The following is a 13,676-nucleotide window of genomic DNA, read 5'->3' as shown; positions in this document are numbered from 1 at the left end:
GCGCCCTACACCGGCGCCGGCTGGCAGTGCGGGCAGAAGTAAATGTCGCGTTCCTCGTCACCGTTCGGTTTCCCCAGCAGCCCCCGCCGGACGGGAGTGCCGCACTTCAGGCACGGCTTGTGCTCCCGGCCGTACACCCAGTAGCCGGGACGGCCCGCCATCCTGCCCACCGGCATGCCGCGCGCATTGAGGATGGTGACGCGCCTGCCCGGGCCAAGGTTGACCTCCAGCAGCTGTTTGGCGTCAGTCATCATGGTCCGGACGTCGGCAACCTGCGATACCGGGGTGGCAGGGTGCACGCCGGAGAGGAAGCACGCCTCGCAGCGGTAGATGTTGCCGATGCCGGCAAGGTTCCGCTGGTCGAGCAGGGCGACGCCGACCGGGATGTCCGGGGATGCCCGCACCCGACGTTCCGCCTCGTCCAGGTCCCAGTCGGGGCCGAGGAGGTCCGGCCCCAAAAACCCCACAATCGAGTCCTCCTTGGCCGTGGCCACCACTTCCAGGATGCCCAGGGAAAATCCGACGGCGTCCGCCACCGGCGTGCGCAGCACGCACCTTGCCGTATGGCCCGGTTTCCGCCACCGGCCCCCGGGCGGATAGACCTGCCATGTTCCCTCCATCTTGAGGTGGGAATGGATGGTAAGCCTTTTGTCGTCGGGCCCCACCACCCGCATCAGCAGGTGTTTGCCGCGGGGCACCACTTCCTCCATGGTCCAGCCTGCCAGGTTCAAGGTGGCGAAGCGCGGAACCCGGAAATCGGAGGCAATGAATTTTTGCCCCGCCAGGGCTTTGTGCAGTTGGTCTGCAGCACGCCAGACGGAATCCCCTTCAGGCACGGATCCTCAACCCCTTCGGCGTGGAGTATGCTCCGGCGGAACTGAGGGCGGACGCCACGGGGGTGTCGAGGATGTCGTGCCCGTTGACCTTTTCCATGACCAGCTTGTCCACTGCCCCGCGCGCCACAACACCCACCAGGGCGGCACCTGCGGCAGCCAGGACGGCTTCGTCGTCGCTGAAGGCCAGCAGGGTCTTGCCGCCGCGTTCCACGTAGAGGACCAGCGCTCCGTCCACCAGGACCACCAGTGCTCCCGCCTTGCGTCCAGGACGGTGGCCGGTGCCGGCGTCGTCCTGCAGGGCAGGCCACGGCAGCGCCGCGCCATACGGGTTGGCAGGATCGGTGGCGGCCAGGGCCAGTGCCACGGGCTCCGGTTTGGCAAGCTGCGTGTCTTCCGAGTAGGAGCGCAACCGGTCCACGGTGGCGGGCACGGCAAACTGGGCCGCCCCCAGATGCTCGATGAAGTAGCCGCGCCGGCAGCGTCCTGCTTCCTCGAGCCGGGCCAGCACCTTGTACATCAGGCCGAAGCCGCCCAGGATTTGCTCGGCCATCACCGAACCCCGGGTGACCACGCCGTAGCGGTCCAGCAGGAGCTCTGCCGTGGCGCGTGCGTGGATGGTGGGATCGAGTTCCGGCTCCGGAAGCGCGGACCACCGGCCAGCGGCCATGGGGGGAGTTGCCACTGCGGCGCTGCCGTAGCGGCCGCCGGCCAGCCCTGCCGATCCCATCAGCCCGGTGCCGTGGGAACGGCCCAGCCTGCTAAGCCTCGGTGACCTGGCCCGCGGGGCGCGTGCCACCTGCCGGTGCGCGGTGTGGCCGCCGGCGGTCAGGGCCCGGACAGGGGCGAAGGTGTCTCCGGTGATCCGGCCCGCCCACACCAGCTCCCAGAGGGCGGTGACCACTTCCTGGTCGCTGAGCACCGTATCCATACCGCCGGCAACATCCGTCAGCTGCCGGAAAAAGTAGCCGCCGCCGTTGTTCCGCAGATGGTCCAGCAGGCGCTGCCCGGCGTCGCCCGGCTGGAACTCCGGAACCGGGTTCAGGGTCAGTTCCGCTGAGTCGGCCAGGTGCAGGCTGATCCAGCCGTCGTTCCCGGGCAAGGCCCCGGCCCCGGACCAGAGAACTTCGCCCGCTGCCATCAACTCGTCCAGCATGGCCGGCTGGTAGTTGGACACGCGGCCTGCCAGGATGAGCGGTTCCCACGCCGATGCGGGAACGGGCACGCCGGAGAGCTGGTCGATCGCCGTGACGATGCCGTCCAGCCCGCGGAGCGAGGGCTGGCCGCGGCCGCCGCCCGGAACCCGCACGTGCTGCCAGGCAGGCAGGAAGCGCCCGTAGGCGGCGGTATCCACCGGCTCAACTTCGGCGCGCAGGGCTGCAAGGGAACGACGGCGGAGCTTCCGGAGGACCTCGGCATCGCACCATTCACTGGCGACAGTATGCGGAAGCTCCGGTGACGTTGCCGCGGCTGCAGTTCCTGCCGGTTCCGCAACAGGCTGGGTGGTCCCGAGCCCGGTATCCGCATCGGCGCCGTCTGCCGGCTGGTCGGCCGTTGCCGTGCCGGGTGCAGTGGCATGCGGCCGGAACTCACCTTCCACCACACGCCCGTCCGCGGCCAGCCGTTTCAGGGCCGTGCCTACCACCGCGACACCGAGCCCCAGCCGGGTTGCCGCCTCGGCGGCGGTGAAGGGGCCGTGGGTACGGGCATAGCGGGAGACGAGGTCACCAAGGGGATCGGCCACCGGCTCGATGAACGCCAGGGGCACGCCCATCGGCAGCGGCACTCCCAAGGCGTCGCGGAGCCGGGCGGCGTCCTCTACTGCAGCGAACCGCTCCACGCCGCCGATGTTCACTTTGATGGCCCGGTTGGCGCGCTGCAGGGCAGCCAGGTGGGCGGTGGCTTCGATGATGCCGGCCGCGGAGTTCAGGTTCCGGGTTTCGGCGGGCTCGCTTTCGGCATCGGTTTCTACAAGCTCAACCGCCGGGGTTTCGACAGGCTCAACCTCCGGCTCACCTGCCGGCGCCAGGCGCGCGGCGACTTCCTCCGGGGCGAGCGGACCGAGCAGCCGCAGCAGGTCTGCCACACCCTCGAGGCCCCGCATCCGCCGATCCGGCGCCAGGCGCTGCAGCTCCCGCTCGGTGGCTTCGATGACCTTAGCATCCAGCAACTCCCGCAGCTCCACGCGGCCCAGCAGTTCGTTGAGCAGCGTGGAGTCCAAGGCCAGGGCGGCGGCGCGCCGTTCGGCCAACGGGGAATCGCCCTCGTACAGGAACTGCGCCACGTAGCCGAACAGGAGCGACTTGGCGAATGGCGAGGGCTGGGACGTGGTGGTCTGCACAATCCGCAGTTCCCGCCGTTCAACGGACGCGGCAATGTCCTTTAGGGCCGGGAGGTCGTAAACATCCTGCAGGCATTCACGCACGGTTTCCAGCACAATCGGAAAGGTGGGGTACTTCCGGGCTACGTCCAGGAGCTGGGCCGAGCGCTGCCGCTGCTGCCACAGCGGCTGCCGCTTGCCCGGGGTTTGGCGGGGGAGCAGGAGCGCGCGTGCCGCACATTCCCTGAACCGGGAAGCGAACAATGCACTGCCGCCAACCTCTGCCGTGACAATCTGTTCAAGCTCCTCGGGGTCGAACAGGAACAGCTCGGCCCCCGGGGGCTCATCCTCCATCATGGGCACACGGAGGACAATGCCGTCATCGGCTGCCATCGCGGAGCCGTCCATGCCGTACCTCTGATGGAGCCGCTGCCCCACAGCGAGGGCCCAGGGCGCGTGCACCGGCATGCCGAACGGGCTGTGAAGGATGACCCGCCAGTCGCCGAGTTCGTCGTGGAACCGCTCCACCACCAGCGTGGCGTCACTTGGGACCACTTCCGTGGCCTGTTTCTGTTCCGTCAGGTACTGGATGAGGTTGTTGGCAGCAAACTCGTCCAGGCCGCTGGCCTTGCACCGTTCGGTGGCCGGACCGGCGTCCGAAGCTGACAGTTCCCGGACAAACGCGCCCAGGGCGCGGCCCAGGTCCACCGGCCGGCCGAGTGAATCGCCCTTCCAGAACGGCAGCTTGCCGGGCTGGCCGAAGGCGGGGGAGACGAGCACGCGGTCATGCGTGATGTCCTCGATTTTCCAGCTGGTGGCGCCCAGCGCGAAGACGTCGCCAACGCGGGACTCGTACACCATCTCCTCGTCCAGTTCGCCCACGCGCCGGCCGCCCTTGGGTGCCGGAGCCGGCTTTCCGTCTTCAGACGGGGAGGCCGAACCCTCGATTTCGGTGCCGATGATGTAGACGCCGAACAGGCCGCGGTCCGGAATGGTCCCGCCGGAGGTCACCGCCAGGCGCTGGGATCCCGGCCTGCCCTCGATGGTGCCGGCGTTGCGGTCCCAGATGATCCGGGGCCGCAGCTCCGCGAATTCATCCGACGGGTAGCGGCCTGCCAGCAGGTCCAGGGTCGCCTCGAAGGCCGAGCGGGGAAGCGACGCGAACGGCGCGGAACGCCGGACGGTGGCGAACCATTCCTCCACGTCGATGCTTCCCAGCGCGGTGGCGGCCACGGTCTGCTGGGCCAGGATGTCCAGGGGATTGGCCGGGATGCTGAGCCGCTCGATCTTGCCGTCAAGCATCCGCTCCACGGTGATGGCTGTGTGGACCAGGTCCGCCCGGTGCTTGGGGAACAGGACGCCCTGCGAAACTTCGCCCACCTGGTGGCCGGCGCGTCCCACGCGTTGCAGGCCGCTGGCCACCGACGGCGGTGACTCCACCTGCACCACCAGATCCACGGCACCCATGTCGATGCCGAGCTCCAGCGAGGACGTTGCCACCACGCAGCGCAGGCGTCCGGATTTCAAGTCGTCCTCAATCAGCGCGCGCTGGTCCTTGGAGACCGAACCGTGGTGGGCCCTCGCCAGCACCGGATCCGCGCCGGCCGTGCTCCCCGCCTGCGCCATCATGTGCGCAGGCGTAGCTGTTGAAGCAGGAACACCCGACGGTGGGGCATCGGGCATGGACCCCCAGTCGCCTTCCAGCCCTCCCGCGCCGTGATCGTCCCAGCCGCCCCCGACGGACACCAGTTGGCGCTCGGCGTAGATCTCATTGAGCCGGGCCGTCAGCCGTTCCGACAGCCGGCGGGAGTTGGCAAACACGATGGTGGACTGGTTGGCCAGCACCAGGTCCACGATCTTTTCCTCAACGTGGGGCCAGATGGAGGCCTGGGGCTGCAGGCCGGAGGCGGGGCCTGAATCGAAGGCGCCCGCGGCGCCTTGGAGATCGGACATGTCCTCCACCGGCACGGACACGGTGAGGTCCCAGTTCTTCTTCGCTGGCGGCGCCACAATTTCCACGGGCGCCGACCCTGCAAGGAACTGGGCCACAAGCTCCCGCGGCTCCACCGTGGCGGAAAGCCCGATTCGCTGGGAAGGCTTGGGCAGCAGGGCATCGAGCCGTTCCAGGGAGACGGCAAGGTGCGCCCCGCGCTTGGTCCCGGCCACGGCGTGCACCTCGTCGATGATGACGGTGTCCACCTCGGTCAACGTCTCGCGTGCCCTGGATGTGAGCATCAGGAACAGCGACTCGGGGGTGGTGATGAGGATGTCCGGCGGGTTGCTGAGCAGGGTCCGCCGGTCCGCTGCCGTGGTGTCGCCGGACCTCACGCCCACACTGATAAGGGGAGCCGGCAGGCCCAGCCTCTTGGCCGTCTGCGTGATGCCGATCAGCGGCGAACGGAGGTTCCGCTCGACGTCGACACCCAGGGCCTTCAACGGTGAGATGTAGAGGACGCGGGTTTTGCGTTTCGGCGCCCGGGGTTGCCGGCCTTTAGCCTTCCCCCCTGCAGCCGGGGGAGCGGCAGCCGGTTCCGGAACTGCCGCGGCGGACGTGAGCAAACGGTCCAGTGCCCAGAGGAAAGCAGCCAGGGTTTTGCCGGAACCGGTGGGAGCAACCACCAGGGCATGGGAGCCGGAGGAGATGGCATTCCAGGCCCCCGCCTGGGCAGGCGTGGGCCCGGAGAAGGCGCCCAGGAACCACTCACGGGTGGGCCTGCTGAACTGTGCCATCGGTACAGGGGGCGCTGCGCCAGCCGCACCAGTTCCGGACTTTTCCTGGCTCATGCCTCCATCATGCCCCAGGGCACCGACAGGACGGCCGGTGCCTCCGGAACCTTCGCTCAAGCCTTCCCATCCCGCGGAAGGTCCTTGGTTGCCGGGCCTTCCAGGAGCTTGCCTTCATTGGTAAAGCGGGAGCCGTGCAGCGGGCAGTCCCACGTCCGTTCGCTGTCGTTCCAGTGCACAACGCCGCCGAGGTGGGTGCACACCGCCGACAGCTTGCAGGTGGTCCCGTCCACGGTGGAGACCGCTACCGGACGGGTGCCCTCCCGGTACACCTTGCCCTCGCCCTCGGCAGGAATAACGGGAGCCGGGGCGGGAGCAGGAGTCTGGTCCTTACCCCGCTTCAGCGCCTTGGTACCCTCCGTCTTCAGGCCCTCGGCAGCGAGCTGCCCCCAGCCCGAGGCCATCTTGGCCGCAACGCCGGCATTCAAGGCGACCGCGGAAAACGCCCCGGATGGGGAGGTGACGCGGTGGTGGATGGTGTCGGCCCATGGCACATGGCCGCCCAGGATGTCCGCGGAGATCCCCACGGCGGCAGCCACCGCATTGGTCATGCCCCACTTGTTGTAGCCGGTGCCGAAGTAGATGTGCCCCTTTCCGCGGGGCATCTTGCCGAAAAACGGCATGAGGTTGGTGGCCATGTAATCCTGCGCCGACCACGCATGGGTGGTCACCGCGCCGGGGTAGTGCTGCCGGGTCCAGTCGAGCAGGCCGTTGAGGTGGGCCCGTTCCGATGTGGTGCGGCCCACGTGGTGGCCGTGGCCGCCGACCAGCAAAAGCCTGCGGCCGTTGTGCTCGTAGTCGCGCAGGGAATGGGTGGGCTGTTCCACGGAGATGTACATGCCGGGAGGCGGCGCCTGCCCTTCCTGCAATTCGAGGGCCGCGGCATAGGACCTGCTCGGCTTCAGTTTGGCGAAATACAGTCCACGGTCCAGGACAGGGATGCCGGTGGCGATCACCACCCTGTCCGCCCTGACGCTGCCCCGGGTGGTCTTGACTGCGGAGGGACGGTCCCCGGTGACGTCCCGCAGCCGCACGCCGCTGACCACCGTCCCGCCCCTGCCGCGGATGTCCGCCACCAGAGTATCCACCACCTCCATGGGATGGATCTGCGCCTGGTCGGGAAGGCGCACCGCGCCGTGCACCGCGAACGGCAGGCCGGCGTCGCGGACGTACTCCATGTCCAGCCCGGCAGTGGTGCCGGCGCTGACCTCTTCGCGGAGCTTCTCCGTCGCCTCCGGGGTGGTGGCGTAGGTGTAGGCATCGCGGCGCTGGTAGGGGACCGCGTGGTCATCCAGGTAGCGGAGCAGCCATGCCTGGCCTTCCCGGTTGCCGTCTACATAGGCCTGTACCTGTTTCTGGGAGTACTGGCGTGCGAGCTGGGAGAGGAACGTGCCCTGCAGCAAAGTGACCTTTGCCGTGGTGTTTCCGGTGGTGACGGCACCGGGAAAGCGTGCCTCGAGGACCAGTACCTTTTGCCCCGAGCGTGCCAGCAGGAGCGCCGTTACCAAACCGGTGAGTCCCGCGCCGGCCACCACGGTGTCATACCTGGTGTCGGGCTCGAACGGATCAGAAGTGAATGCCGCGCGGCGGTCCAACCAAAGTGACGTCATCCCAACACAACCTGCCTCCCGGTCCTATATGCGCTGGTGGGGCCCATTTTTGTAATGGGTCTGTTACAGTCCACCCCTTTCAGCGCCGCATTTGCTAAGTATACTTAGTTTGTCTGGGTTTATGTCTATGGTCAGGCGCAGCCCGGCAGCCATGGAAACGCTAACGACAACAGCAGGAGTAATCATGACAAGCATGAGTTCCGACGGTCGTACAGTAGGCCGGACAAACATACAGAAAGCAGCCCTCGCCGTGGGAGCGGTCTTCCTCCTGGTAGGTGTCCTCGGGTTCATTCCGGGCATCACCGCCCAGTACGAGACCATGGGCTTCGCCGGACATGAGTCCCAAGCCCTGCTGCTGGGCATCTTCCAGGTATCAGTGCTGCACAACATCGTCCACCTGCTGTTCGGCGCGGCCGGCATAGCCATGGCCCGCAGTGCCGCACAGTCCCGGAACTACCTGGTCATCGGTGGCGCGATCTATCTGGTGCTCTGGCTTTACGGTCTGCTGATCGGCCCGGATACCGCAGCCAACTTCGTGCCTGTGAACATGGCGGACAACTGGCTGCACTTCATCCTGGGCGTTGGCATGCTCGGCCTTGGGCTTGCCCTCTCGCGCGGCACGGCCCGCGCCGGACGTCCCACCACGGCCCACTAACCAAGCACACAACCGAACACCGTCGTACCGGCCTGCCACAGGCCGGGTGCACACAAAAGGAAACTGCGGGCGGTCCGGCAATTGCCGGACTGCCCGCAGCCGTCTCCGAGGTTGTGTGCCAAGCGAGGTGGAGGGCTCCTATGCCGGCTGGAACGCGCCAATGCTCAGCAGCGTGACGGCGGCATTGCTGCACGCCTTGGTGGGTTGGGGCAGGAACAGCGAGGCTGTGTCCTCCGGAGGATAGATCCGGTAGCCTGCAGCATCCACCATGCCGCAATCCATGTAGTTCCCGGCCTGGGTATAGCGAAGCACTGCTGAACCGGTTTGGCCCGGTGCCAGCAGCACCTCCGTCACCGGGGTGGATTCATCCCTGGTGGCGGGGGCGCCGATGGGGGCACCGGCATTATCCGCGGCCAGGGACACTCCCGGGAAGCCTTTGAGGATGCAGGGTTCCGTGCCGGTGTTGGTGAGGCCGAGCATCATATAGACACTGCCTGCTGCGCCTCCGCCGGACGCGTCTGTAGCGGCGGAAAGTCCCGCTGCCTTGCAGAGGCCGGGGGCTGCGGGCGCAGCAGAGGTGGGAGGCGCCGTGGCCGACGGCGCTGCGGACGTGGCAGGCGGCGTGGACGATGCAGTGGGGCTGGCTGGGCCAATGCCCGGTGCCGTCGTCGTGGTTTCTGCCTGCGGCTGGCTGGTGCCGCAGGCGGCAAGTGTCAGGGCGGCAGCTCCGGCCGCTGCCGACATGGCTATCCCCTGGAAGATTTTCTGAGACCTCATGCCACCACCTTTGCGGCAGCTGTAGCCGCCGTCAACGACGGCACGTCCCCGGACAGCATTTGACGCCCGGATCGTGATGATCCGGGCGTCACAATGCAGCGGCTAGCTTGCGTTCCGGGCGGCTTTACGGCGGGACGTGCTGCGTACCAGGGCCGCGCCGCCCAGGACCAGTCCGCCCAGGCCCGCAGCAAGACCCGCCCAGCTGCGGGCTTCGGCTCCGCTGTCCGTTACGGCGGACGCCTGCTCGGTTGCTGCCTCGGTGGCGTGTGACGAGGCTGCGGCCGCGCCGTGGCCGTCGGCGCTTTCCGCGGCCGTGACGGTGATGGACGGTGCGGGCGCCTCAAGGGAGTGCGGGTCCTCGCCGTCCTTGGCGATCTGGGACCAGTCGGTCTGGCCGGTCTCGCAGGTCTGCAGCGTGGGGAAGTGCAGGGTTGTTCCGGCCACGTCCGGGAGTTTCACGGACAGGACCAGCGTGTCCCGGAGTTCGTGGGGGAGTGGGGTTTTCGCCGTGTAGACGATCTGGCTGGTTCGTTTGGTTATGGATGTTCCGTCTGCCAGCTTCTTGGGTTCGGGCAGCTGCTCCGTAACTTTTTCCACCGTCCAGTTCGGGTTGACCGTGGGCTGGGCGTCATTGAGCTCACCAGGCAAGGTGATGGCCACCTTGGTGGTGCCGGATTCTTCGCATCCATGCGGAATTGCGAAGGTCAGCAGGGCGTAGGAGTTGGCGGAGGTCTTGTCTGGCGTGACGCCGACATGGGCTGCGGCGCCGCCCGCCCCAGCAAGCATCAGTGCAGCGGCGCCGCCGGCAGCGGCAGCGGTAGTCAGGGAACGGCGGAGGGATGAGGTGTTCATGGGGTTGCCTTTCTGGCGCACGCCCGGAAGCGGGGTGCAAAGTGTTGGTGCCCTGCACCGGAACCAATGCCCGGCGGGGCTTAGGAACAAAGCGCGACGGCGGAAGGCGGGCCGCGTCGGCTGTCCTGCCGGAGGTTCCGCCAGGGAGGGCGGGGCGCGGCGGCAGGCGGGAATACAACGGAAACAGGAGGGACGGCGTCGGGCGCTGTTGGCTGCGGGAGGCCGGCCAGGGGACGCAGCCAGGCAGCCAGTGCCCAGAGCGCGTCTTCGCCTTTGGCCAGCAGGAACGCGGAGGCCAGCGTGGCCAGCACGTGGGCGGCCAGCATCAGCTGTGCCGGACCGGACTCAGCAGGCGCCGTGTGGCCGGCAGCCAAAACCAGTTCGGGGAGCACTCCGCCGCCATGCTGATGGCCGTGCTGGGCGGCCGCCGGACCGGTTGCCAGGGCCGGCGTGCTCAGCGTGGCGAACAGCTCGTGCAGCGCCAGTTGCCCGGCACCAAGCAGGGCTCCCATAGACGTAAAGGACAGCCGGAGCCGGGTCGCTGCGGTGCTGACGAGTGCGGTGAGGGCCAGGACGGCCAGCAGGATGCCGGGGGCGGGGAGCTGGCCGCCGCCTGCCACGTGCGCTCCTGCCGCGAGGGTAAGGATGACAGCGGCAAGGGCGGAGGACCGGACGAGGTGGAACGGCGTGCGGCGGTGCGTCGGCACGGATCTCCTCCCCGGTGCATTGGCAAACGGGCCCGGGTTGGGCCGGGCCGTCCAAATTCTATCGGTGATTTGCCGCGCGGCAGGAGCCGGATGGGTTGTCAGCTGCCGCCGGTTAGCAGCTCGGCGAGAACGTCGGCGGCTGTCCCGTGCCGGAGCAGGGGAGCGGACTGGCCTGCCCACAGGGACATCAGTTCCGTGTTTCCGCGGGCAGCAGCCTCGGGCCTGAAGCGTCCCGTCAGCCAGTTCTGGACCGGGAACGGCGCGATGTTCCGGGCATCAGACAGGTCCCGCACCACCCGGTTGGGGATGCCGCGCGCAAGCCTGCCGCTGAGTGCACGGGTCAGGACGGTATGCCCGGCGGCAGGGCTGTGCAAGAGTGCACGGTATTGGGCCGCGGCGGCGGACTCCCGGGTGGCCAAGAATGCGGTCCCCACCTGCACCGCGTCGGCACCGAGCGCCATGGCAGCGGTGAAGCCGCGGTGGTCCGCAATGCCGCCCGCCGCTATCACCGGGACTTGCACCGCGTCCGCTACCTGGGGGACCAGGGAGAAGGTGCCCACCAGGGACTCTTCCGCGGGCTTGAGGAAGGAAACGCGGTGTCCTCCGGACTCCATCCCGCTGGCAACAACGGCGTCCACGCCGCCTTCCTCCAGCGCGACGGCTTCATCAACGGTGGTGGCGGTGCCCAGCACCTTGATGCCGCGCCGGTGGGCGTCCTCCACCACGTCCGGCGCCGGGACGCCAAAGACGAAGCTGACGACGGCGGGACGGGCTTTCAGCGCAGCCTCCACCTGTTCGCCGTAGTCGGGCATGTACCGGGCGGGCGCGTCCGGCAGCGGGATGCCAAGTTCCTCGAAATACGGCGCCAGAACTTTGCGGTAACGGTCAAAGTCGGCCTGGTCCACTTCGGTGGCTTCGTCGCCGGTGGGCACCCAAAGATTGAGTGCGAAGGGCCTGCCTGTAGCGGCACGAAGCTCCGCTGCCGTCCTTTGGATTGCGCCGCCGTCGTACCCGTACAGGCCGTATGAACCAAGCCCGCCGCCGTCGCTCACTGCCGCGGTGAGCTGCACGGAGGAAACCCCGCCGAACGGGCCGAGGACCACGGGAACGTCGATCCCCAGCAACTCGGTGAGCCGCGTGGGGCGGGGTGCGGGACGGGCTGGCGCGGTCATGGCTCTCCTTGGCTGGGCCTGCAGGTGCAGTACCCAGTCTTGCAGGTACCGGCCCGGTGCTTGGTCAGCCAGCTGCGGGCGGCGGACCGGCCAGGTCGTAGCCGTCAGCGATGTGGAACATGCGGCGGCCGCCTGCGGGCGCAATGACCCACACAACGTCGCCGTCCGCGGTGCGCGCGTCCACGTGTCCGGCGTGGATGCGCGCGCCGTTCCGCCGGAGCTCCACGGTGTCGCCGATTTCCACATCGTCCCAGCGGACAGGGCTTTTGACGCGGTTCGCCATTGAATTCACGGGTTTTCCTTTGATGGGTTGTCGTGCGGGTTTCTGCCATCAAACAGGTCCCACCCCTGCGGCTTCAATGGAGAAGTGACTACGGCCGGGGCGGTTTGCTTGTGCAGCCCTCCAGCCCGGCTGTAGGCCCGGCGGAAGACGCGGCGTTAGACTGCCAGCGTATGTGTCGGCGATCTAAGGAGAAGTTCATGGACTACACCGGAAGCCAGTCAGAAAAGGTTGTTCCTGCTGGTGAACTGGGCCGCAACCATATCGGCCAGACCATCAGCTTCCAGCCCAACGAGTTCACTGTCGTCTTTGGAAAGCTCGCCGGAATCGCCCGGACGGAAGCGATGGTTTACCTGTCCCTTCAGGGCGTGGGCAACGGTACCCACTTGAAGGATGAATACGACCTGCCGCTCGCGCACGACGTGTACGTGCCGGTGGACGTGATCAGCAACGCCGAGTCCACCATCAAGGACCTGTTCGGCAAGGTCCAGGAAAACCTGCGCGGAGCGGGCCACAAGGGTGGCGGCGAGGACCGGACAGACAAGCTCTAGCAGCCTTCACAAACGGAAAGCGGACGACGGCGGGAGGTTCCCGCCGTCGTCCGCTTGCTTTTGTTCGACCTGGAGGAGGGACTCGGCGCTGAAGGCTTGCGGGCAAGGAAAAGACCCTGGTTTCTGAGGGAAACCAGGGTCTTTTCACGTGGCGGTGACGGTGGGATTTGAACCCACGTTGGCTGTTACACCAAACAACATTTCGAGTGTTGCACCTTCGGCCGCTCGGACACGTCACCAACCTCAATAGGGTACCGGAGTAAGGTTCACATCCCCAAAACGGAAGGTTTAGAACGGTAAATGAGCCCGTAGAAACCTCGGTGGTTGTGCCCGTCAAACCCCGGGCGGGACCCGGTGGTTGAGCTTGTCGAAACCCGGGGTGGGACCCGGTGGTTGAGCTTGTCGGTACCCGGGGTGGGACCCGGTGGTTGAGCCTGACGAAACCCCGATTTCCGGGCTCCCGGCCTCTGACCAGGATTGTCAGACCCTCTTGGCATGCTTGGGTATGAAAAGCGGAGCGACCTGGGGCGGGGGTGGCAGGGCCGGGATTCTGGCTGCTGTTGCGTCGGTGGCTGGTTTCGTGGATGAGCTCGCCCGTATTGTTGCCGGCGGCTCCGCTGTTTCAGGTAGTCCTGATGCTGGCTCTTCTGATGCCCTGGCCGCGGGGGCTGATCCGTTGCGGGTGTTCGCGGATGACTGCCTGGACGGTTTGGCGGTGCAGCGCAAGCTTGAGGCCGCCGCTGCCGCGGTGAAGGTGCTGCTGGTGGGCGGGCACGTCGGCGCCGTCGCTGCGATGGAGGACCCGGCGGCGGGTCCGGAATGGGCCAAGGGCCGAGAGATGGCGTCCGTGGCCGAGGTCGCCTGCGTCCTGACCATCGGTGAACGCGCCGCAAGTGCCCTGATCGGTGAAGCCCAGGCCTTGACCAGTTCATTGCCGGCGGCGCTGGATGCGCTGCAGGCCGGGCAGGTGTCGTGGCAGAACACCAAGGTCCTCATCGACGAGACCACCGGGCTGGACCCCGCCGCCACTGCGGCGCTGGAAAAGCACTTTCTGAACCCCGACGCTCCGGGTGCCGGCCCTGGTGGTGTTGCGGGGGTGTTGCCGCCGGCGAGGTTGCGGCCGAAGGTGCGCTCG

10 protein-coding genes, 1 tRNA gene and 1 pseudogene are annotated in these 13,676 nt (G+C 67.6%); 3 read left to right on the top strand and 9 right to left on the bottom strand.

Translation table 11 applies throughout. From position 1 onward, the window contains the following. Positions 1 to 5: 5 nt before the first annotated feature. From FDW83_RS17840 to FDW83_RS17830, 3 genes are read right to left on the bottom strand one after another with little or no spacing between them, the layout of a single operon-like run. Positions 6 to 836 carry an Fpg/Nei family DNA glycosylase gene (locus FDW83_RS17840; RefSeq protein WP_138139416.1) on the bottom strand — a complete coding sequence of 277 codons (831 nt, stop codon included), beginning with the start codon at positions 834 to 836 and terminating at the stop codon, positions 6 to 8. After that, positions 829 to 5,937, bottom strand: coding sequence for a DEAD/DEAH box helicase (locus FDW83_RS17835; RefSeq protein ID WP_138139415.1), 5,109 nt, complete (start codon positions 5,935 to 5,937; stop codon positions 829 to 831). Before FDW83_RS17835 ends, FDW83_RS17840 begins: the two co-directional genes overlap by 8 nt. 56 nt (positions 5,938 to 5,993) lie before the next feature. Then, entirely contained in the window at positions 5,994 to 7,547 is a 1,554-nt protein-coding gene (locus tag FDW83_RS17830; protein ID WP_138139414.1) for an FAD-dependent oxidoreductase, read from the bottom strand. Between the two features lie 193 nt (positions 7,548 to 7,740). Between FDW83_RS17830 and FDW83_RS17825 the strand changes: the two genes are divergently transcribed. Next, a complete protein-coding gene (locus FDW83_RS17825) occupies positions 7,741 to 8,202 on the top strand; it encodes a DUF4383 domain-containing protein (RefSeq protein ID WP_138139445.1) in 462 nt (153 codons plus the stop codon). Positions 8,203 to 8,340: 138 nt separating this feature from the next. Here FDW83_RS17825 and FDW83_RS17820 read toward each other — a convergent pair whose 3' ends face one another. The 5 genes from FDW83_RS17820 to FDW83_RS17800 all read right to left on the bottom strand — a co-directional run bounded on the left by FDW83_RS17820 (position 8,341) and on the right by FDW83_RS17800 (position 11,993). Next, positions 8,341 to 8,979 (bottom strand): DUF4232 domain-containing protein, encoded by a 639-nt coding sequence (locus FDW83_RS17820; RefSeq protein ID WP_171027612.1) that lies wholly within the window; start codon positions 8,977 to 8,979, stop codon positions 8,341 to 8,343. 102 nt (positions 8,980 to 9,081) lie between these two features. Further along, complete coding sequence (locus FDW83_RS17815; protein WP_138139413.1) at positions 9,082 to 9,831, bottom strand: YcnI family protein; 750 nt, start codon at positions 9,829 to 9,831, stop codon at positions 9,082 to 9,084. A gap of 80 nt (positions 9,832 to 9,911) precedes the next feature. Beyond that, complete coding sequence (locus FDW83_RS17810; protein ID WP_138139412.1) at positions 9,912 to 10,538, bottom strand: hypothetical protein; 627 nt, start codon at positions 10,536 to 10,538, stop codon at positions 9,912 to 9,914. A 98-nt stretch (positions 10,539 to 10,636) separates the two neighbouring features. Further along, positions 10,637 to 11,710, bottom strand: a complete 1,074-nt coding sequence (locus tag FDW83_RS17805; protein WP_138139411.1) for a nitronate monooxygenase family protein — start codon at positions 11,708 to 11,710, stop codon at positions 10,637 to 10,639. A gap of 64 nt (positions 11,711 to 11,774) precedes the next feature. Continuing rightward, positions 11,775 to 11,993, bottom strand: coding sequence for a hypothetical protein (locus FDW83_RS17800; protein ID WP_138139443.1), 219 nt, complete (start codon positions 11,991 to 11,993; stop codon positions 11,775 to 11,777). Positions 11,994 to 12,190: 197 nt separating this feature from the next. On the opposite strand from FDW83_RS17800, the gene FDW83_RS17795 reads away from it, so the two are divergent. After that, entirely contained in the window at positions 12,191 to 12,541 is a 351-nt protein-coding gene (locus FDW83_RS17795) for a hypothetical protein (protein WP_138139410.1), read from the top strand. 149 nt (positions 12,542 to 12,690) lie between these two features. Here the strand turns inward: FDW83_RS17795 and FDW83_RS17790 are convergent. Further along, positions 12,691 to 12,780 (bottom strand) — tRNA-Ser (locus FDW83_RS17790). 266 nt (positions 12,781 to 13,046) lie between these two features. Here FDW83_RS17790 and FDW83_RS19310 point away from each other — a divergent pair. Further along, a pseudogene (locus FDW83_RS19310) lies at positions 13,047 to 13,676 on the top strand (HNH endonuclease); the annotation flags it as partial.

The sequence above is a fragment of the Pseudarthrobacter sp. NamE2 genome, assembly GCF_005796205.1.
GTDB lineage: Bacteria > Actinomycetota > Actinomycetes > Actinomycetales > Micrococcaceae > Arthrobacter.
The sequence above is the reverse complement of the archived record's forward strand: the minus strand, read 5'-3'. Positions and strand labels throughout refer to the sequence as shown.

Coding starts and splice junctions, on each gene's coding strand:
- FDW83_RS17830 (WP_138139414.1), bottom strand. CDS start 7,547: ATGACGTCACTTTGGTTGGACCGCCGCGCGGCATTCACTTCTGATCCG.
- FDW83_RS17795 (WP_138139410.1), top strand. CDS start 12,191: ATGGACTACACCGGAAGCCAGTCAGAAAAGGTTGTTCCTGCTGGTGAA.
- FDW83_RS17805 (WP_138139411.1), bottom strand. CDS start 11,710: ATGACCGCGCCAGCCCGTCCCGCACCCCGCCCCACGCGGCTCACCGAG.
- FDW83_RS17820 (WP_171027612.1), bottom strand. CDS start 8,979: ATGAGGTCTCAGAAAATCTTCCAGGGGATAGCCATGTCGGCAGCGGCC.
- FDW83_RS17800 (WP_138139443.1), bottom strand. CDS start 11,993: ATGGCGAACCGCGTCAAAAGCCCTGTCCGCTGGGACGATGTGGAAATC.
- FDW83_RS17825 (WP_138139445.1), top strand. CDS start 7,741: ATGAGTTCCGACGGTCGTACAGTAGGCCGGACAAACATACAGAAAGCA.
- FDW83_RS17815 (WP_138139413.1), bottom strand. CDS start 9,831: ATGAACACCTCATCCCTCCGCCGTTCCCTGACTACCGCTGCCGCTGCC.
- FDW83_RS17835 (WP_138139415.1), bottom strand. CDS start 5,937: ATGAGCCAGGAAAAGTCCGGAACTGGTGCGGCTGGCGCAGCGCCCCCT.